Genomic DNA, 18,607 nt, shown 5'->3' on the forward strand with positions numbered 1-18,607 from the left:
CGGGTTCGTGGCGAGTGAGGGGGCGGCTCCCGTGCGCAGCGACCCTGATGTGGTGGTTGTCGGCGGCGGGGTCGCCGGTTTGTTCTGTGCCTATCACCTGCGCCGGAGCGGGGCCTCGGTGACTGTTCTGGAGCGCGGGGCGCTCGGCGGGCCGCAGTCGTGTTCGTACGGGAACACCGGTTTCGTCGGCACCCACGGTGCCGCGCCGCTGGCCGAGCCCGGCATGCGGTCGCTGCGCACGCTCGGGATGTTGAGTCCGGGTGCGGCGTTTTATGTCAAGCCGCGACTCGACGGTGAATTGCTGCGCTGGCTCGGGCATTTCGGCCGGGCCTGCTCGGCGACGGCTGCGGCGGCCGGTTTTCGGGCGCTGGTCGGGATGAAGAAGCGCAGCCTCGAGATACTGCTCGGACTGTGTGAATCATCCAGCATCGCTGCCACTTTCGAGTCGCCCGGCATAGTGCTGACTTACCGGACCGCAGAAGGGTTCGCGGCTGCGAGTCGATCGGTGGCACGGACCGTCGCGAGCGGAGTGCCGCTGCGGGTCCTCGGACCGGGGGAACTCGACGAGCTCGAGCCGAAGACCCGGTTCGCAATCCGTGGGGCGCTGTACAACCCGGAGGGGGCTTACCTGCGCGTACCGGAGTTCGTGATCGAATTCGGTCGGCTGCTGCGCGAGATGGGCGTCGAGATCTGCGAGCGCACCGACGTGCTCGGCTTCGAGGTCCAAGATCTGAAAGTCGCAGGGCTGCATACGAACCGCGGGGAACTTCGCCCCCGTGACGTGGTAATCGCGGCGGGTGCGTGGTCGACCGAGTGTGCTCGGCTGGCGGGGATCGGGCTGACGCTGCAACCGATCAAGGGTTACAGCGTCACCATGGACATGCCGCCGAGCGGTCCCAGCAGGCCGATATTGCTGAGTGAGGGCCGGGTGGCGATGGTTCCGCTGGGCAACCGGCTGCGCATCGGCGGCAGGCTCGAGCTCACCGGGATGAACAACGGCATCTCCGCCCGGCGTGTCCAAGGGATGCTGCGGGCCGTCCGCGAATACCTGCCGGAGTTGGAAGAAACGCAGACCCGCGAAACCTGGAGCGGTTTGCGTCCGTGCACGCCGGACGGGCTGCCGCTGATCGGGCGCACCGGTCTGCGCAACCTCCTGGTCGCGGTCGGCTACGGCCATATCGGGATGGGGCTCGCGCCCGCCGGTGGCGAGTTCATCAGCCACATCCTGGCGGGCGAACAACCGATCACCGATCCGGCCCCGCTGCGGCCGGATCGGTTCGGCAGCACCGAATCGACAAGGCGATAACAGTGGCCGAAAATACTAAGGGCGAGCACGCAATCGGCGTCCTCTGCCTGGACACCGCGTTCACCAAGATCCCGGGGCATATCCGCAATCCGACGACCTTCGACTTCCCGGTCGTCTACCAGGTGGTGCAGGGCGCGACACCGCAGCGGATGGTGACCGAGGCCGATCCGACACTGCTGGAGCCGTTCATCATCGCCGCGAAGGAGCTCGAATCCCGTGGCGTGGCGGCGATTACCAGCGGATGCGGTTTCCTCGTCATCTTCCAGCAGCAGCTGGCCGATGCCGTGGGGATCCCGCTGTACAGTTCCAGCCTCATCCAGCTACCGATGGTGCACCGCATGCTCAGCGCGAATCGCAGAGCCGGCCTGCTCGTTGCCAAGAAGGAATCGCTCACCCGGCGTCATCTGGCGGCGATCGGCGGTGAATCGATACCCATTTGCGTCGCCGGGATGGATGCCCAGCCGGAGTTTCGCGAGGTCATCCTGGAGGGACGCCGCACCCGACTCGACGCCGAGCGCCTCGGAAACGAGGTACTCACCGAGATCGAACAACTGGCCTCAGCCAACCCCGACATGGGCGCACTCGTCATCGAATGCACCGACCTGGCCCCCTACAGCCACGCCATCCAAGACCGCCTCGGCCTCCCCGTCTTCGACATCGTCACCCTCACCGAGATGGTGCATCGAAGCCTCAGCCACCGGCCGTTTCCCCGGAAATAGGCGTCGTCGCAGGCTGCGGCAGGTCGGTAATCTCTGTCCGGTGACCGACGCTACCGACCTGATGCGGATGTATCTGGCCGATCCAGACCAGCCTTTCCCGCCTGTCGAGCTCGCCGATCCGTCCGGACTGGTCGCTTTCGGCGGGGACCTGTCGCCAGAGCGGCTGTTGAGCGCCTATTCCGCAGGAATCTTCCCCTGGTACAACCCCGGCGAAACGATCCACTGGTACTGCCCGGACCCGCGCAGCATCCTCGTGCCGACCGATCTGCGGGTGAGTAAGTCCTATCGCCGATCCGTCGCCAACACCGACTACGCGGTAACCATGGATCGCGCCTTCGCCGAGGTGATGTCGAATTGCGCCGCACCGCGGGACAAGGAGACCGGAACCTGGATCGGCCCCGACATGCAGGCCGCCTACCAGCGACTGCACCACCTCGGTCACGCGCACTCGGTCGAGGTATGGCGCAACGGCGACCTGGTCGGCGGCCTCTACGGCGTCGCATGCGGCCACTCCTTCGCCGGCGAGTCCATGTTCTCCCGCGCCCGCGACACCTCCAAGATCGCGCTGTATTGGCTCTGCACCCAACTGGCCGCCTGGAACTTCCCCCTCATCGACTGTCAGGTCAGCTCCACCCACCTCACGTCCCTCGGCGCCATCGACCTCCCCCGCGCGGACTACCTGCACCTACACACCCAGGCAGCCGCCCGCCCCGCCCTCCCCGGCCCTTGGCAATTCGAAATCTCAGTCCCCAATTCCCCCAACCACCTACCGGCGTGAACGTTCATCGGGCTCGCGCCCGAATCAGCTGGCGGGCAGGTCTTCCCAACGCACGGTACTGCCGAACCGGCGGTAATGGGAGGGCGGACTCCCACACCGAGGGGTATTGCTCAGTGGGGCTTGGATAGCCAGGCGCCTGACTCGCTCGGTCAGCGGAAAGCTTTGCGCCACAGCAGAATCACAGCGCTGACGGCGATCAGGATCAGGTAGCCGACCAGCCGAGCCCAGTCCGGGAGGTCGAGATAGTTCAGTACGAACCAGCTCCTCGAGCCCCCCGCGAGATTGTTGATCAGCCCGCCGACGCCCTGAATGAGCAGGAGCAAACCCAATGTTTCGAGCATCATTTCTCCCTTATCAATACGAACGTATTGCTTTGATGCCGCAAGGCTAGCTGTGGCCTTGACTAGAGTCAAACCAATACGATCGATCTGGAAAGGCGGTGGCGGTGGGCGGCAAGGGTGCGGCAGTGCGCGGTGTGGGTACCGCGTACGACGAGCGACGGCAGTCAATTCTGGAGGCGGTGTTCACGATCGTGGATACCGAAGGGGTCGAAAGGATGAGCATCCGGAACGTCGCCCAGCAGGCCGGCGTCTCCATCGGCCGAGTCCAGCATTACTTTCCCACCAAGGACGATCTGCTCGCGGCAGCGTTCACCAGCATCACCGAGGCCGGCGGCAACCGAGTTCGAGAGCGAGTCGCGGCAGCGGGCACCGACGACCCGATCGCGGTGCTGCGCGCGATACTTGCCGAGACCATCCCGCGAACAGCCGCCGACCGCCGACTGTTCCGAATCATGCAGGCATTCGAGACACACGCACTGCCGCGCCCGAGTCTCGCCGTCCAGGTGACTGAGGGCTACGGCGGGCTGATCGACCTGATCGCACTTCTTCTGGGCCGCACGGTCGCAACCGATCTCGACGTTGCAGCGGCCGCACGCGAACTCCTCGCGCTGTCCACGGGCCTTGCCGGACTGACCCTGACCGGCAACATCACTGCGGATCAAGCCGAACACATAGTTTTCGCTCGGCTGGACTCATTTGTGAACGGGTGTCGAGGATCTGACTGTGCGCTCAGCCCGCTGAGACGAGATCTTCTGTGACGCACGAATATTAACGACCACGGGGTGGTGGTACCGAGTGAGTTCACTCTCAGTGACCACGTGGGAATGCCCTGAGAATCTAGGCTCGATGATGAAGGTCCCAATGGAGGGAGCTCAAAGATGGGATCAGCATCCGCCACACCAGCGGCGACGGCACGGCCTGTGGTGATATTCGACGGCGACTGTGCATTCTGCACCTCCAGCGTCGATTTCATCCGCGCTCGCATAAGACCGGACGTCGATTTCGCTCCGTGGCAACGACTCGACCTGGCGGCCCTGGGACTCACCGAACACCAGGCCGAGAAAGCGGTCCAGTGGATCGACGGCGCCGAGAACCGCGCCTCCGGGGCGCGCGCCTTCGGGCTGCTGCTGCGGCGTGCCTCTCGCCCTTGGCGAGCAGTGGGCACGCTCATGCTGATCCCGCCGATCAACTGGCTCGCCGACGCGCTCTACCGCCTCGTTGCCGATAACCGGCATCGTCTGCCCGGGGGCACACCCGCATGCACCTTTCCCGCCCCGAACCACGATCAGGGACATACCGCATAGGTGTGGAGCGCGCTGAGTAGCGGGTTTGCCAGGATCTTTCGGGGCTCGTAGACGGCAGACAGACACTGATAGGCTGGCGGCCCGCCTCCGAACGCGAGGAGCTCGGACACAGATTACGCGAGTGGATAATTCGTTGGCCGAGAAGATGTTCGAAGAGAAGCCACCCGTATCGGGTACGTGCGAGAGCAGGGCGGATCAGACGCCGAGCCGAGTACGGCTCGGCGGGATGCTTGCCATCCCTGCGCTATTTGCCGCAGCGATCGCGACATGGTTCATTGCCGGGCCCGACGGCGGTTTGGCAGTCCGCTTCTACCGACTCGACGCCATCCCCCTCATGGCGGCCCCGATATTCTGGACGATCGCCGTGGTGCTCTGCTTCGCGTGCGACCCTAGGCTGTCTCGGTACCGCAAGTGGATGTGGAGAACGTTTGTTGCCGTCGTGACGCTGGTGGCGATACCGCTATGGATGTACACGGCATTCATAGCAGCCTGGTCCGGCGATGACGGCGACGTCGAGGACATCGTGCTGAGCCCCGACGGCCGCCACGAAGCGGTCGTGGTGCCCTACTACGACTTCGACTCCGGCTGCCGCGTATGGCTTCGAGAGCGCGGCGGGCTGTTCAGCAGGCAGGCACTGGTGTGGGTCGAGTACGAGGGGCCCTGCCCCGCACAAATATTCTTCACAGGTGACAGCACGATCAGCGTCACCGAATTGCGCGATGGGAAGACCCTGACGACGACCTTCGACCCCGACCGAACCTCCGTCGCTGCCGTGCTGTACTCGTAGCGAAGCTGCTCGTTCTCGATCCACAATCGCCGCCCCGCCACGGGACCCGGCCGGACCGTTGGGGCGCGGCACGAGATGTCTTGCGTCAAGGTCCTCCGCGGGTGGTTGAATTGTCGGCCGGGCTGGAATCTGGGCCGCACGAATCCCCGGTAATGGGGCGTGGCGTAATCACCAGTACCGGTGCGTTTTTGGTCCTCACCGATGCGCTTCGTCCGCCCTTCGCGGTGACGGGCGGAGCGTCACAGACTGCATCGGGCCTGTGCCGCAAGGGACTTCAGGTCGACGAGGTAGTCGGCGACGATATCGTCGACGCACTTGTTGGTGCCGTCGACTGCGATGGTGTGCTGCTTACCGTCGACGGTGAGCAGGCTGCCGCCCAGGGTGTCGGCAAGGCGCACGCCGCCGTCGTACGGCGTGGTCGGATCACCGGTGATCGAGATGGTCAGCGTGTCCGGTAGTCCGCTGATGCCGGTGGCGTACGGGTAGTCCAAATCCGGTGCGGCCGACCAGGATTCGCAGGCGTCCCGCGCCCCCTCGGTGCCGAGTCCGGCATCGGTGAACGGCGCCACCTCCTGGACTCTGCGCTTGAGTTCGGCTTCCTCTTCCGGCGTGTTGCGCTGCTCGTCCATGCAATTGATCGCGAAGTTCGCTTCGGAAAAGTTCGGGTAGACGCCGTCGGGTCCTCGTCCGCTGAACACGTCACTGATCCGCAGCAGCGTCTCCGGCGATCCGTCGCGAAGTTCGCCGATCCCCTTGGTGATGATCGGCCACACCCTCGAGTCGAACAGGCCCGCTGTCACCGCGCCGTAGGCGGCGTCGAAATCCATGCGTCGACCGTTGGCCGTCACGATCGGCTTGTCGATCAATGGTCGCGCGATGCCGTGGAAGACCTCGACGGCCCGGCTCGGGTCGGTTCCGAGCGCACAGTCCGGCGTCGATGCGCAGGCGACCGCCATGTCGTCGAAAGCTCGTTGGAACTGCCGGAATTGAGCCACCCGGCGTTCGGCCGTGCCCAGATGCGGGTCGATGCCGCCGTCGAGCACCATCGCCCCGACCTTGGCCGGGAACATCTCGGCGTACACCGCGCCCAGTCTGGTGCCGTAACTGCGCCCCAGGAAGGTGAGCCGGTCGTCACCGAGTACCGCGCGAAGAATGTCCATGTCGCGGGCCGCGCTGCGGGTTCCGACGCCGGCGAGGACGTCGTCACCACCGGAGCGCCGCGAGCACTGTTCCACGATCGTCCGGGTCTCCTCTTCGGTCCAGGATCCGGAACCGGTCAAGACGGTCGTAGTGCCCTGTCCCGCATCGATTTCCGCGTCCGTGAAGCAGTCGATCGCCGGGGCCGACGCCGCCACCCCGCGTGGATCGAAACCGACCAGGTCGAAGTTCTCGGTCACTGGGCTCTTGCTCAGCGACCCGGCCGCAAGCGCAGCCATCCCCATGCCCGCTCCCCCGGGGCCACCGGGATTGAGCACCAACGACCCGATGGGTTTGCCCCTGGCGGGCGCCTTCAAGAGCGCGATCGATGCCGTCTTCCCTGCGGGATCGTCATAGTCGAGTGGCACCTTCATACGCGCGCACTGAAACCCGGGATCGAGGGTGAAGGTGTCCCGGTCGGCGGAGGTCGTCGCATATCCCTCGCACGCCTCGAAGTTCAGGGTCTGATCGTAGAACCGTTGCAGCTCGGTCGACGGCTCCGGCTCCGGGCTTCGTGCGCCCGGGGCCGTGGAACCGGAATCGCACGCGCCGAGAGCCACGATCATCATCGACGCCACCGCCACCGCGGCAGCCGCGCGCTTTCGTCGTGATTTGAACATGGGTGTGGAACTCCAATCGGGAAAGTCGAGGTGAATCTTGGGAAGGGTCCGTCGGGTTGGCGTCAGTCGCGCAGGCCGAGACCCACGCGGCGCAGGACGTCGAGCTGAGCGGGGTTGTAGAGCTCGAACATCACCTCCCGCACGTCCCGCACCGTGCGTGGGCCGCGGGCGGTGAGTGCCGCGGACACACCGGGGTGCTTCTCCGTCAGTGCCGCGACTTCCGGAATCATGCGGCGAGCGATGTCGGCTCGGGTCGATTCGTCGGCGTCGGCGGGCAATTCGTCGAAGTCCGTTCCGGCGGGCGTTGCGGGAGTTCGAAGTATTTCGCTGTACGCGGCGAGGGCGGGCGGGTCGAGCACTCCGCTCAGGTAGGTTGCGAAAGACCGGTCGGCGTCGGTCAACTTACCGTCTCGACTCGCCAGGGCGATGTCGTGTGGCAGGTCCGGCCGGGCGGAATGCCGCAGGATCGAACCCAATTCGATCCGCGCCCGCTGCAAGCGTTCGATCGTCGCCGCCAGTTCGGCATCCAGCGCGCGCAGGGAGTGTTCGGGATGATCGATCTCGTCGCCCATGGCCGCGACCTGAGCCAGCGAGAATCCGAGGGCCGTCAGCCGCTTGATCTGCAACACCCGGAGCAGATGCGCGATGCCATATTGCTTGTACCCATTGGAGGCCCTGACCGGCTGTTCGAGGACACCGATGTCGTGGTAGTACCGCACCGCCTTCACCGTCGCGCCCGCGAGTTCAGCGAGTTCGCGAGTGCTCCATCCCATGTCGTCTCCCGTGCCTCGTGCCCGTCGCTGTGGAGCACATTCTGAACCGTGCCCTCGGGGCAGAGTCAACCTATGCGCGAAGGCATCGACGCTGCACGCATCTCGAACAGCAGCTGTTCACGGCGCGCACCCAGATGCCGCAACCGACCCCAGGTTTCATCGACCGGCTCGGGTGCATAGCACCGCAGTTGCGCGGTCAACTGTCCCAGCACTCGCCACCGATGGCCAGCCGGCTCACCCGCCACCGTCACCCCGGCGAACCCGGCCCCCGCAGCACGAGTCGCGGCCCAATCCAGAGCCACACCCATATCCCAGGCTCCAGGGCTCGTTCGATGGGTTCTCGGGGAGGGTTCACTCGTCCCAGTCCCAGTCCAAGTAGATCTTCCCGGTGAGGTTCGACTCCCGCAGGCAGGGGGTCTGGTCGTGAAAGGGGGTGCGGGTGTCGAGGGAATGAGTGAGGGCGTCGAAGAATTCGAGCAGCGTGTCGGCCCACAGGGTGCCTTCGAAAGCGCCCGAGCCGATACCCAATTCGATGACGTGACCGTAGGTCGGTCCGGGGCGGTGCTCGACGAACAAGATACCGGCGTCGATGGAGTGAGCGATCGGAACCCATTGGTGGGCATGGCCGTAGAGGGTCTCCTCGGGAATTCCCATTGCTCGATTCTCGGTGCTGAAGGTGGTTCGCCACTCGTGACCGGCGAGGATCTGGGCGATCGGGTCGAGCATGTAGCCCATCGGCAGGAAGTCGGCGCCTTCGACGGTGTTCCCGTCGACATACGCGGTGCCGTTGTGATGTTCGAGCAGTGCCCGGACGTCGGGGTGCAGCGCGAAACCCTGGACAGCTTCCAGGTGCGCGATCTGTTCGGCGGTAGCGCCGGGTTGCAGGGTCGCGGCGGAGGCGGGCGAGTGCACGCGGAGGTGATGGAGAAAACGAGCCCATACCTGGGCGAAGGTGTCCGGAGCGGGGTGCGGCATGCGGTGACCATAACGACCGGTACTGACACCGCCCCGGTGGGCAATGTTGCCAAGGCCCCTGCTCGCACGCCTGTGTGGCGTTCAACCTGTGCTGGCGGCTATGTCCTCGTCTACGTGTTGGTCTGGCGTCGCCAAAGACGTGTCCTTATCGGCGTCAGGTGTTCAGGATTGCATTCGCCAGGCTGACCTCAGTCAGGGCGAGTGAGCGGTACTAGCCGCTGAGCGCGCAGTCGGTGAACGCACAAAATGCCGAGGGCCCGCGCTCGGTCGACCATGACCGACACTCGGCCCGACCGCCGACGAACGTCCGGATTCGTCGAGTGGCGTGTCTACCTCACGAAGGAACAATTGGCTAGTACTGGTATGTAAAGTAGCCCGACGTCCATTCGTCCTTGTCGACTTCGTACCTGGCGATGTGAAAACACTCGGGTTCGTCCCGGAAACCCGGGAGGGTCTTCGCTTCGCGAATTCGTTCCTGCGCGCGCTGCCCGGTTGAGTAGACACCCAAGAGTTTGATGTCGTCTCCCTCTTCGTCATCCCAGTCGAGGTCTCCGTCAGCGTCGACGTGTCGTGCCGGAGACCCGTCCAGGGGCAGTGCATGACGGATGTGCCGCAGCAGATAGACGTCCACGTTGACGAAGCCTATACCTGCACGTCTATCACACCGATCTTCTGCTCCGGCCTCCGCCCAAGCTGGCTTCGGTTTGAGCGAGTGAGCTAAGTAGCCGTATACCGCACGTTGGTCAGTCAACCAGAACCATTGGCGGACAGGGCTTTTCAACGCGCGGTAATGGCACCATTACCGCGCACTGGCGGCGCGGTCGCACGATACAAGCGTGGGTAGTCGCCGCCGCGATCGGCTCTTCGGCTATATCGCGTGCTACGTGCGCTGCGATGACGAATTCCGAGTCCGACTCGTCGGGGTGTGGTACGCCGGGACGCAGGAGTCAAGGGGCTATCGCTGGTGTGGTTGAGTCGCCACCGGAGTCGCGTGAGACGGGAGGTGTGCTGCGTATCGCCTCCAACGCGATGTCGCGGCGCGTCCGGTCACGCAACTGCCGGTCCTCGATGCTGTTGACCATCTGCACGGTGAGCGCGTACTGACGCGCCGCACTCGCGCGATATCCGCCTGTCAACGACAAACCTCCCAGGGTGCTACCGGCCAGCGCGGTATAGATGGCGGTTGCTTCACTGGTCAGACCGCTGGCGCCGAGTACCACTGCTGCAATGAACGTCAATAACGCCGCCGCTGCCAGCAGCTGCGAAAGCAGCAAGGTGCGACGCAAGTCCCGGGTGGCGATGACACCGAGTTCGGTGGCTGCGGCCTGCACCGTGGCGGCGACCACCGGAACCGCCGCCGCCGCGATGACCGCGAGTTCGACATTGTCGTCGCTGCCACTGGATGCGGCGACAGCTAGCAACACTGCGGTAGCAGACATCACTATCCCCCTCGAATCCCGTTGTATGTCGGTAAGACTCGTTCGCATCCTGCCACTCAGGAGCTGTGGCTCGGAGGTGATTGCGCGAGCCGGTATCCCCCACACCGCCGCCGCGATACTGGTCGCGACCGCGGTAACCGCCACGCTGCGCGGCGCGGTCTCGATATCGAGGATTATGTGCAGTGGACTCTGAGGCCCGGAAAGGGTAACGAGGTGAATGTCGCAGGGGCGTGAGGTCCGTGCGGGCGGCATTTGGTCACGATGCCACCGTGTGCGAACTTTTGGCACCGGATGCGGCGGTTTAGTCGTGAGCGGGAGGAGGGGGTCTCTGACCCTCGAAGACATGTCGGTGGCCATGTGGTTCGTGAGTTGCCCGAACAGGGTGTGAAAGTTCGTGTCCTCGAACGCGGTCGACGACGAAGCAGACGATCAGCCCGATCCGATTGCGGCCTATCACGCCGATTCGTTGAGTGGGCCACCGATCACGCGAAAGACTGTGCCTGACCGAGCTATTCGACTTCGCGTCGTAGCGAGTCGATCATGCCGAGGGCGATCTGGCCAGCTTCGCGGCGCACCTGTTCGTCGGCCGATTCGGCGAGGCTCCAAGCCAATTCGGTGAGCAGTCCGTAGATGGCGCGGACGATCAGGTGCGGCGATCGGGGGCGTAAGACGCCCGCCCGGATCAGCTCGTCGACCAGGTCGCCGATCAGGCCGACCATGTGGCGCTCGTCGAGCTCACGCCAGCGGTCCCAGCCCAGGGCGACCGGGCCTTGCTGCAGCACGATGCGCTGGTAGGCCACGTCGGTGCATTCGTCGAGGAAGACGTTCAAGGCCCGGACGGTAGTGTCCCACGGGTCGCCCGGCGTACCGAGTGCCTTCGTCAACCGCTCGGTCAGCTCCTGTTCGACCTGCTCGAAGACTGCCTCGAACAACCCTTGCTTGCCGTTGAAGTGGTGATATACGGCGCCGCGGGTCAGGCGGGCGGCCCCCGCGATCTCGTCGGCGGACAGTTCCGAGTACCGCCGTTCCATGAACAGCCGACGCCCCGCCTCCAACAGCGCGGATCGGGTGGCTTCGGCGTATTCCGCACGTCGTCCCTTGACAGTCACAACAACAAGACTACATTCACATACATCATGTATCTGAGATGTTAGGTGTATGCGAATGTCGGATCGCAAAGATGTGATCGTCGTGGGGGCCGGGGCGGCCGGGCTGACGGCTGCCCGCACGCTCGCGGCGGCCGGGCTCGACGTCGTGGTGCTGGAGGCTCGGGAACGGGTCGGCGGTCGCACTTGCAATGTCGAAATACCGGGCAGTGCCTCGTCTGTCGAAGTCGGCGGCATGTGGGTCGGACCCGGACAGGATCGGGTGCTGGCATTGCTGACCGAACTGGAGTTCGCCACCTATCCGACCTACGACCACGGCCTGAAGATCGGCGAATTCGGCGGCCGCGTCACCCGCTACCCGGGGCGGATACCTCGACTGAATCCGTTGGTACTGGCCGATATCGGGGTCACCCAGCTGCGCCTGGATCGCGCGGCCCGGCGAATACCCTTGCAGGCACCGTGGACGGCGCCCCAGGCTGGAGAACTCGATGCGCAGACCTTCGACACCTGGTTGCGCAAGCACTCGCACACCGAGACCGGACGCGCCTTTTTCCGGCTGATCACCCAGGCGGTCTGGTGCGCCGAACCGGAGGACATGTCGGCACTGTGGGCGCAGTTCTACATCCATTCGGGCGGCGGCCTCGACTCGTTGATCAACACGACCGGCGGCGCGCAGCAGGACCGGGTCGTCGGCGGCACCCAGCGGCTGTCGATCGCGATGGCCGAGGAATTGGGCGACCGGGTCGTCCTCGGCGCCGCGGTGACACAAATCGACTGGAGCGACAACAAGATTCGGGTCCGGGCCGGGCGGCGGCAATGGTGCGGGCGGCACGCGATCATCGCGGTCCCACCGCCGCTGGTGAACCGAATCCGGTTCACGCCGGACCTGCCCGCCGAACGCGCCCAACTGCTGCAACGCCTCCCAATGGGCTGGACGATCAAGGTCAACGCGGTCTATGACGAGCCGTTCTGGCGCGCGAAAGGTCTATCCGGACAAGCCAATAGCGACCGGCGCCCGCTCGGTACAGTCTTCGACGCCGGTCCACCCGGCGGCGACCCCGCGGTCCTGGTCGGCTTCCTCGAAGCCACCCATGCCCAAGCCGCCGCTCGCCTGGCACCGAAGGAACGCCGCGCCGCGGTACTCGACGACCTGGCAGCCTATTTCGGCCCCATGGCACGCAATCCGGTCCACTACATCGAACAGGACTGGGCCGCCGAATCTTTCAGCCGCGGCTGCTACGGCGCCTTCGCCACCCCCTCGACCTTGACGCGCTTCGGACCGGAGTTACGCCGCCCGACCGGCTCAATGCACTGGGCCGGCACCGAAACAGCGACCCGCTGGGCCGGATACATCGACGGCGCAATCGAATCCGGTCAACGCGCGGCCCGCGAAATTCTCGCCACCACCCGCTGAAGGGACTCCCACCAATGACCAGCTTCACCACACGTCCCACCCTGCAGGGCACCTTCGGCATGGTCTCGTCCACGCACTGGCTCGCCTCGGCGGCCGCGATGGCGATCCTCGAGGACGGCGGCAACGCCTTCGACGCGGCGGTAGCTGCGGGCTTCACCCTGCATGTGGTCGAGCCGCACCTGAACGGCCCGGCGGGAGAGGTGCCGATCATCCTCGCAGCGGCGGGACAGCCCCCGCAGGTGCTGTGCGGGCAAGGTCCAGCACCCACGGGCGCGACGATCAAGCATTACACCGGCCTGGGCCTGGCGTTGGTGCCCGGAACCGGGCCGTTGGCCGCGGCGGTACCCGGCGCCTTCGACGCCTGGATGCTGCTGTTACACAACCACGGCACCAAGCGGCTGGCCGAGGTGCTGGCACACGCCATCCGGTACGCCGAGCATGGACACCCTGTGCTCGAGGATGTCTCGGTCACCGTGTCCTGGATGCGGGATATCTTCGAGACCGAGTGGACTACTTCGGCCTCGGTGTATCTACCGGACGGAAATCCGCCTGCCCCCGGGCAATTGCTGAAGAACCCGGTATTGGCCCGGACCTGGCGGCGGCTGATCACCGAAGCCGAGGCTGCGAGCGCGGACCGCGACACGCAGATCGACATCGCCAGGCGCGCATGGCGCGAGGGGTTCATCGCCGAAGCGCTTGCCTCCGCAGCGGCGCAGCCCACGATGGACACCTCGGGCGAGCGCCACGCCGGCACTTTGACCGGCGACGATCTGGCGAATTACGCTGCGACATACGAGGCTCCGGCCACATACACCTGGAACGGCTGGACCATCGCGAAGCCCGGCCTGTGGAGCCAGGGGCCGGTATTTCTGCAACAGCTTGCCTTGCTACCAGAACGACTGGACCACGGAACGGCCGATTACTACCACGCGCTGATCGAGGGATCGAAACTCGCGATGGCGGATCGGGAGGCCTGGTACGGGGAGGGCTCCGAGATCAGCCTGGAGGCATTGCTGTCGCCGGTGTACAACGCGGAACGGCGTGCCTTGATCGGCCCGGAGGCGTCCTATCTGCTGCGGCCCGGCAGCCCGGGCGGTCGATCGCCGCGGGTGAGTAGCCATGTTCATTCCGCTGCGCCGCACGATGTTTCGGTCAGCATCGGGGAACCTACCGTGGCAGTTACCGGCGCCACCCGCGGCGACACCTGCCATCTCGACATCGTGGATCGCTGGGGCAACATGGTTGCCGCCACGCCCAGCGGAGGCTGGCTGCAGTCGAATCCGGTCGTGCCCGAATTGGGTTTCCCGCTCGGCACCCGGTTGCAGATGGCGTGGCTGGAGCCGGGACTCCCGAATTCCCTTGCGCCGGGCCGCCGCCCACGCACCACGCTCAGCCCCACCCTCGCATTACGTGACGGCGAGCCCATCCTGGCGTTCGGCACTCCGGGTGGTGACCAGCAGGATCAGTGGAGCTTGCACTTCTTCCTGGAACTGGTATCGCGTGGCGACGCAAAGGGTTGTGGCCACCTGGATCTCCAGGGGGCGATCGACGCACCGAACTGGCACCAGGACAGCTTTCCCGGCTCGTTCTATCCGCGTTCGATGAATCCCGGTGGTGTAACCATGGAGTCGCGCGTCGACCCGGGCGTTCGAGCCGAGCTGCTCCGGCGCGGTCATCGGATCACCGTGGGCGACCCCTGGTCGGAGGGACGCATCTGCGCCGTCGCCCGCGACCCCGAGACGGGCGTGCTGTCGGCGGCGGCCAATCCACGCGGAATGCAGGGCTACGCCGCCGGACGCTGAAAGACCGAACCGCTTGTTTCTCAACCCATTACATGAGAGGTGTTCCATGAAGTTCCCCATGCGGTGCATGGTCGTCGCGATGCTGGTCGCCGGATGTTCGGTAACAACCACCGGGATATCGACGGCGGTGCCGTCGAACGACCCTGGATCCGTCGTGTCGTCCCGGCAGCTGGACGGCGCCGAGCTGATTCCCGCGTCGGGCAAGGGTTTCCGGCTCGTCTACCGGACCACCGGCCAGAACGGTGAGCCTCAGGTCAGCGGCGGAAACGTTTATCTTCCCACCGGGACGCCGCCGCCCGGTGGTTGGCGGGTGGTGTCGTGGGCGCACGGCACAAGCGGCATGGCGCAAGGGTGCGCGCCCAACCTGATGGGCGGGGTTGCGGATGACCACGACGAGACACCGCAGATGTCTTCGCTCTTGGCCCAGGGTTACGCGGTGGCGGCCACAGATTACATCGGGCTGGGCGCATCAGGGCAGTACGAATACTTGGCCGGGCGCGCCGAAGGGCATGCGGTGCTCGACATTGTCCGGGCCGGTCGAGCCCTCGCCCCCGAACTGTCGGATTCGTATGCGCTGGCCGGGCATTCCATCGGCGGGCACGCGGCACTGCTCGCGGCGCACCTGTCGTCGAGCTACGCCCCGGAACTCGACCTGCGCGGAACCGCTGCCTTCGCTCCGACAAGTAATTACGAAGATCTGATCACCCTGCTCTCCGGACCCGACCTGGCCGCGCCGCTGCCCGCCGGACTGCAGGTCCGCGTCTTGATGATCATGGCGGGCCTCCAGCACGCACGTCCGGAGCTGGCGGCCACCGATCACCTGAGCGAGCGTGGAAAGCAGGTGCTCGCCCTCGCGGCCGCCGGCGAAGGATGCCTGGAGTCGGCGACTACCGCCGTCAAGGGCCGCCCCGTCGGTGAACTATTCAGCAAACCCCTGACCGATCCGGCGGTGACCGCCGCACTCCGGGACTACATGGGTGCACCCACCACCGGCTATCACCGCCCACTGCTGCTCCTACAGGGCGGCGCCGACACGGTGCAGCCGATGCCGACGACGGTGCTACTTCAGCAACAACTCCAGCAGGGCGGTGTCGACAGCCGACTGCAGTTCTACCCATCGGCCACTCACTTCACGCTCCTGCCGCACGCCCGTGCCGACGTGTCCGCGTTCCTGGCTGAAGTCTTGCCGAGTCGCTGATCAGGGCGGGGAGGCCTACTTCCCCGCTGGCCGAAGGTATCTCGTTCCTTGGCGTAGGTCACGGCATATCGCGCCGTTCGGATCGACCTCTCGCGAGTGGCACATGGTGGAGGGCTCACTCGCCCGTTGCCGCAACCATGTGCCACTCCGCGAGTACGCGAGGATCAGCGGATGAGGTCCGCTGCGCCGGGATTCCATGAAGCACGCTAGCTCCGTGGCAGCGGTTCTCCCGAGGTCCGGACCTCGCCGATGAGTCGGCCGTTTCCGGGCAGCATCCGTCCGGAACGCCCACTGGCTTCAGTCGACGAGAGTGCGCGCTCGTAGCTCAAACGCGTGCACCCTCTCTATTGATCCGAGCGGACACCTCGAACATGTGCGATGACGTCCGGTTGGCCGAGCTCGCCCTGGTTGATTCGGCCTTTGCCTCGGATCACGCGGTCGGCGGCCAGTCTTTTGCGCAGTGGGTGGGGTGCCGCTACCCAGACGGTGAAATACTGTCTACTGCCCCACGTCTGGTGATCCCGCCCGAGCCGCTTCGACGCCGCGAGCAGTTAGCGACCCTGCCGAACCGCGGAGCGCGGCCATGAGTTCGGGCTCATCCGCTCGTCTCGGCGGTCCGGTGTGCTTTTGTACGGCGCTGCTGGCTACCTTGCACGCACCGAAGGGGAAGCGCTGAGTGCGGCCGGGATGCTTACACTCACGCGGTGTCGAATGTGTTCTGGGCAAGCGCCGCCATCAGCACGGCTCTCGCCGTGCTCATCGCGGCACGACTACCTTCTCGCGGTCGGCAGCAATGACGGTGAGCGTGCCGAGGTGGCTCGGCGGTGTGGTGTTCACCCCTGGACTGATGGCGTTCACCGGTGAAATCGGGGACACCGCAGCACATTCCCACGCTGCGGTGCAGTTCCTGCTCGTCACCACCGGTGAGCTGACGCTGACCGACTCCACCGGGCACACGATCTCCGCCCAGCAGGCGATCATTCCTCCGGGGATTCGCCACGAAGTCCGCGCCGCCCCCACCACTACCGGCTTCTTCGCTTACCTCGATTCGGCCAGCATCACCGGCCGCGCTGCTCTGGCTCGCCTCCATGGACTACCCCCTGACCAGGTGTCGAGTTGGATCACCGCTGCGACCCCGCGAGCCACTCCTACAGTGCCACTGCCCGACTCGGCATCGCATGTTCCACGGCGGTCCTCGCATCCAGTGGTGACCCGAGCGCTGCGGGTGGCGGCCGCGGCGACGAGCGGTCCGCCGCCGCTGGGCGAGCTCGCCGCCGCCGTCGCGATGTCACCGAGCCGCCTATCGCATCTGTTCTCCGCCGAAGTCGGGCTGCCCTACGCCGCATGGCGGCGCTGGACCCGCCTGCAACTAGCCATCGGCACCGTCCGCGCAGGCGGATCGCTGACCGAAGCCGCGCACGCCGCCGGTTTCACCGACAGCGCGCATCTGACAAACACCTGCCGCGACCTGTTCGGCATCACCCCTACCGAAGCCCTAATCGCAACCGGCTGGCGACCCCGCACGCCTCAGTCCAGCTGATTTCTACAAGCCACGAGCCCGGCCCGACGGCGACGCTGAACACATGTCCACGATCACCGCACCCCTTATCCGCTACGGCTTCGCGCCTGTGATGCTGATCGGCATCAACGGCGTAGGCATCGCCCTGGCAGCCGGCGGAGCCAACAAAGCCTGGCTGCTTGCTCTGCTCGTCACCGCCATCGCCTTGTCGTTCGCCGCCGAACGCTTACTGCCTTATCACGATGCCTGGAACACTCCGACCGGGGACGCCGGCCGCGACACCACCCACACCTTCGTCAACGAAACCCTCATCCTCGCCAGCGTCGCCGCGATTCCCGCCTTGGCCGCGCTGATCCCCGGCGACGGAATCTGGCCCAGCAACTGGCCTTTCGTCGTCCAGGTGCTGATCGCGATCCTGGTCGCCGACCTCGGTATCACCCTGGCCCACTACGCCAGCCACAAGATCGGGGTCCTGTGGCGGTTCCACGCCGTGCACCACAGCATCACCCGCTTCTACGGCCTCAACGGCCTGATGAAACACCCCCTGCATCAAACCATCGAAATGACCGCAGGCGTCACCCCACTGTTGCTCATCGGCATTCCCGTCCCCGTCGCCGCCGCGTTGTCTCTCGCGGTCGCGGTGCAGTTGCTGCTGCAGCACTCCAACGCCGACTACCGTGTCGGCCCCTTCAAACACCTACTCGCCCTCAACGAAGGCCACCGCTTCCACCACCTCAAATGGGCGGGCATCGGCGACGTCAACTTCGGGCTGTTCACCCTCCTCTGGGACCACCTGCTACGCACCTACAGCTACGACCCCGCTCGCCGATTCAGTAGCGCCGACCTAGGCATGGCCGCCAAGCCCGACTACCCCGTCAGCTACCTCGCCCAACTCGTCGAACCGTTCACCCACCACGGCGCCTGCCACTTCACCGACGCCACCACCGAAAGTTCTGCTGCCGCATCGGCGGCCGACCGTGACGCGGGCTCCGTCGCGCCCATCAGCTGAACTCGATTGCTTACGAACGCTGCGCACACGAGAGTGGCTTTCAGAACCGGAGCAAAATGTCGTTGCAGGTGCCCGCGGGCGAGGGCACCTGCGCTCGGCAGGCGGCACGGTTCGAGCTCGCCGCGGACGAGGGCCTGGTCGACAGCCCATTCGCCGAGATTGCTTCCCTTCGTCATCGGCCCGGTGCAGGGGGGCCGGGCCCGCCGATCACGTTGCTTGGCCGATGAATTCGGGCGAGCGGCGTCGTCATCAGATGAGAACAACGAACTGTTGTCGTTCCGCTGCGAGTGACGGACCGTGTGCCGGGCCATGAACCGCTC

The 18,607-nt window shown here is 65.6% G+C and carries 18 protein-coding genes; 11 read left to right on the top strand and 7 right to left on the bottom strand.

The genetic code is table 11. From position 1 onward, the window contains the following. Nucleotides 1–7 precede the first annotated feature (7 nt). Genes NN4_RS15895 through aat form a run of 3 tightly spaced genes read left to right on the top strand, consistent with a single transcriptional unit; the run spans nt 8 to nt 2,803 of the window. A complete protein-coding gene (locus NN4_RS15895) occupies nt 8–1,306 on the top strand; it encodes an NAD(P)/FAD-dependent oxidoreductase (protein ID WP_147131308.1) in 1,299 nt (432 codons plus the stop codon). Nucleotides 1,307–1,308: 2 nt separating this feature from the next. Beyond that, nucleotides 1,309–2,025 carry an aspartate/glutamate racemase family protein gene (locus NN4_RS15900; RefSeq protein WP_147131312.1) on the top strand — a complete coding sequence of 239 codons (717 nt, stop codon included), beginning with the start codon at nt 1,309–1,311 and terminating at the stop codon, nt 2,023–2,025. 40 nt (nt 2,026–2,065) lie between these two features. Beyond that, on the top strand, nt 2,066–2,803 hold the full coding sequence (gene aat / locus NN4_RS15905; RefSeq protein WP_246180900.1) for a leucyl/phenylalanyl-tRNA--protein transferase: 738 nt from the start codon (nt 2,066–2,068) through the stop codon (nt 2,801–2,803). Between the two features lie 149 nt (nt 2,804–2,952). Here aat and NN4_RS15910 read toward each other — a convergent pair whose 3' ends face one another. Beyond that, the gene (locus NN4_RS15910) at nt 2,953–3,144 is read right to left on the bottom strand and encodes a hypothetical protein (RefSeq protein ID WP_147131314.1); all 192 of its coding nucleotides are present in this window, start codon (nt 3,142–3,144) and stop codon (nt 2,953–2,955) included. 104 nt (nt 3,145–3,248) lie between these two features. Here NN4_RS15910 and NN4_RS15915 point away from each other — a divergent pair, with 104 nt between their 5' ends. The 3 genes from NN4_RS15915 to NN4_RS15925 all read left to right on the top strand — a co-directional run bounded on the left by NN4_RS15915 (nt 3,249) and on the right by NN4_RS15925 (nt 5,235). Then, nucleotides 3,249–3,902, top strand: a complete 654-nt coding sequence (locus tag NN4_RS15915) for a TetR/AcrR family transcriptional regulator (RefSeq protein ID WP_147131317.1) — start codon at nt 3,249–3,251, stop codon at nt 3,900–3,902. 120 nt (nt 3,903–4,022) lie between these two features. After that, nucleotides 4,023–4,448, top strand: coding sequence for a thiol-disulfide oxidoreductase DCC family protein (locus tag NN4_RS15920; RefSeq protein WP_147131320.1), 426 nt, complete (start codon nt 4,023–4,025; stop codon nt 4,446–4,448). Between the two features lie 133 nt (nt 4,449–4,581). Beyond that, nucleotides 4,582–5,235: a hypothetical protein gene (locus tag NN4_RS15925; RefSeq protein ID WP_147131324.1), complete on the top strand. Its 654-nt coding sequence runs from the start codon at nt 4,582–4,584 to the stop codon at nt 5,233–5,235. A 239-nt stretch (nt 5,236–5,474) separates the two neighbouring features. On the opposite strand, the gene NN4_RS15930 is transcribed toward NN4_RS15925, so the two are convergent. The 6 genes from NN4_RS15930 to NN4_RS15955 form a co-directional block, all read right to left on the bottom strand. Continuing rightward, nucleotides 5,475–7,052, bottom strand: coding sequence for an alpha/beta fold hydrolase (locus NN4_RS15930; RefSeq protein WP_147131327.1), 1,578 nt, complete (start codon nt 7,050–7,052; stop codon nt 5,475–5,477). 62 nt (nt 7,053–7,114) lie between these two features. Further along, nucleotides 7,115–7,825 (bottom strand): helix-turn-helix domain-containing protein, encoded by a 711-nt coding sequence (locus tag NN4_RS15935; RefSeq protein WP_147131330.1) that lies wholly within the window; start codon nt 7,823–7,825, stop codon nt 7,115–7,117. 351 nt (nt 7,826–8,176) lie between these two features. After that, on the bottom strand, nt 8,177–8,800 hold the full coding sequence (locus NN4_RS15940; RefSeq protein WP_147131333.1) for an SMI1/KNR4 family protein: 624 nt from the start codon (nt 8,798–8,800) through the stop codon (nt 8,177–8,179). Between the two features lie 352 nt (nt 8,801–9,152). Beyond that, nucleotides 9,153–9,431, bottom strand: coding sequence for a DUF7336 domain-containing protein (locus NN4_RS15945; protein WP_147131337.1), 279 nt, complete (start codon nt 9,429–9,431; stop codon nt 9,153–9,155). 316 nt (nt 9,432–9,747) lie between these two features. Beyond that, nucleotides 9,748–10,239, bottom strand: a complete 492-nt coding sequence (locus tag NN4_RS15950; RefSeq protein WP_147131340.1) for a hypothetical protein — start codon at nt 10,237–10,239, stop codon at nt 9,748–9,750. A 509-nt stretch (nt 10,240–10,748) separates the two neighbouring features. After that, the gene (locus NN4_RS15955; RefSeq protein ID WP_246180901.1) at nt 10,749–11,348 is read right to left on the bottom strand and encodes a TetR/AcrR family transcriptional regulator; all 600 of its coding nucleotides are present in this window, start codon (nt 11,346–11,348) and stop codon (nt 10,749–10,751) included. Nucleotides 11,349–11,403: 55 nt separating this feature from the next. Here NN4_RS15955 and NN4_RS15960 point away from each other — a divergent pair, with 55 nt between their 5' ends. The 5 genes from NN4_RS15960 to NN4_RS15980 all read left to right on the top strand — a co-directional run bounded on the left by NN4_RS15960 (nt 11,404) and on the right by NN4_RS15980 (nt 18,287). Beyond that, nucleotides 11,404–12,759: a flavin monoamine oxidase family protein gene (locus NN4_RS15960; protein ID WP_246180902.1), complete on the top strand. Its 1,356-nt coding sequence runs from the start codon at nt 11,404–11,406 to the stop codon at nt 12,757–12,759. Between the two features lie 14 nt (nt 12,760–12,773). Next, entirely contained in the window at nt 12,774–14,561 is a 1,788-nt protein-coding gene (locus NN4_RS15965) for a gamma-glutamyltransferase family protein (protein WP_147131346.1), read from the top strand. A gap of 46 nt (nt 14,562–14,607) precedes the next feature. After that, a complete protein-coding gene (locus NN4_RS15970; protein ID WP_246180903.1) occupies nt 14,608–15,759 on the top strand; it encodes an alpha/beta fold hydrolase in 1,152 nt (383 codons plus the stop codon). A 799-nt stretch (nt 15,760–16,558) separates the two neighbouring features. Beyond that, nucleotides 16,559–17,299 carry a helix-turn-helix transcriptional regulator gene (locus NN4_RS15975; RefSeq protein WP_425574295.1) on the top strand — a complete coding sequence of 247 codons (741 nt, stop codon included), beginning with the start codon at nt 16,559–16,561 and terminating at the stop codon, nt 17,297–17,299. Nucleotides 17,300–17,342: 43 nt separating this feature from the next. After that, nucleotides 17,343–18,287 carry a sterol desaturase family protein gene (locus tag NN4_RS15980; RefSeq protein WP_147131351.1) on the top strand — a complete coding sequence of 315 codons (945 nt, stop codon included), beginning with the start codon at nt 17,343–17,345 and terminating at the stop codon, nt 18,285–18,287. Nucleotides 18,288–18,607 lie beyond the last annotated feature (320 nt).

Source organism: Nocardia ninae NBRC 108245 (genome assembly GCF_007990755.1).
GTDB classification, from domain to species: domain Bacteria; phylum Actinomycetota; class Actinomycetes; order Mycobacteriales; family Mycobacteriaceae; genus Nocardia; species Nocardia ninae.

Coding starts and splice junctions, on each gene's coding strand:
- NN4_RS15910 (WP_147131314.1), bottom strand. CDS start 3,144: ATGCTCGAAACATTGGGTTTGCTCCTGCTCATTCAGGGCGTCGGCGGG.
- NN4_RS15920 (WP_147131320.1), top strand. CDS start 4,023: ATGGGATCAGCATCCGCCACACCAGCGGCGACGGCACGGCCTGTGGTG.
- NN4_RS15930 (WP_147131327.1), bottom strand. CDS start 7,052: ATGTTCAAATCACGACGAAAGCGCGCGGCTGCCGCGGTGGCGGTGGCG.
- NN4_RS15935 (WP_147131330.1), bottom strand. CDS start 7,825: ATGGGATGGAGCACTCGCGAACTCGCTGAACTCGCGGGCGCGACGGTG.
- NN4_RS15940 (WP_147131333.1), bottom strand. CDS start 8,800: ATGCCGCACCCCGCTCCGGACACCTTCGCCCAGGTATGGGCTCGTTTT.
- NN4_RS15950 (WP_147131340.1), bottom strand. CDS start 10,239: ATGTCTGCTACCGCAGTGTTGCTAGCTGTCGCCGCATCCAGTGGCAGC.
- NN4_RS15960 (WP_246180902.1), top strand. CDS start 11,404: ATGTCGGATCGCAAAGATGTGATCGTCGTGGGGGCCGGGGCGGCCGGG.
- NN4_RS15965 (WP_147131346.1), top strand. CDS start 12,774: ATGACCAGCTTCACCACACGTCCCACCCTGCAGGGCACCTTCGGCATG.
- NN4_RS15970 (WP_246180903.1), top strand. CDS start 14,608: ATGAAGTTCCCCATGCGGTGCATGGTCGTCGCGATGCTGGTCGCCGGA.
- NN4_RS15980 (WP_147131351.1), top strand. CDS start 17,343: ATGTCCACGATCACCGCACCCCTTATCCGCTACGGCTTCGCGCCTGTG.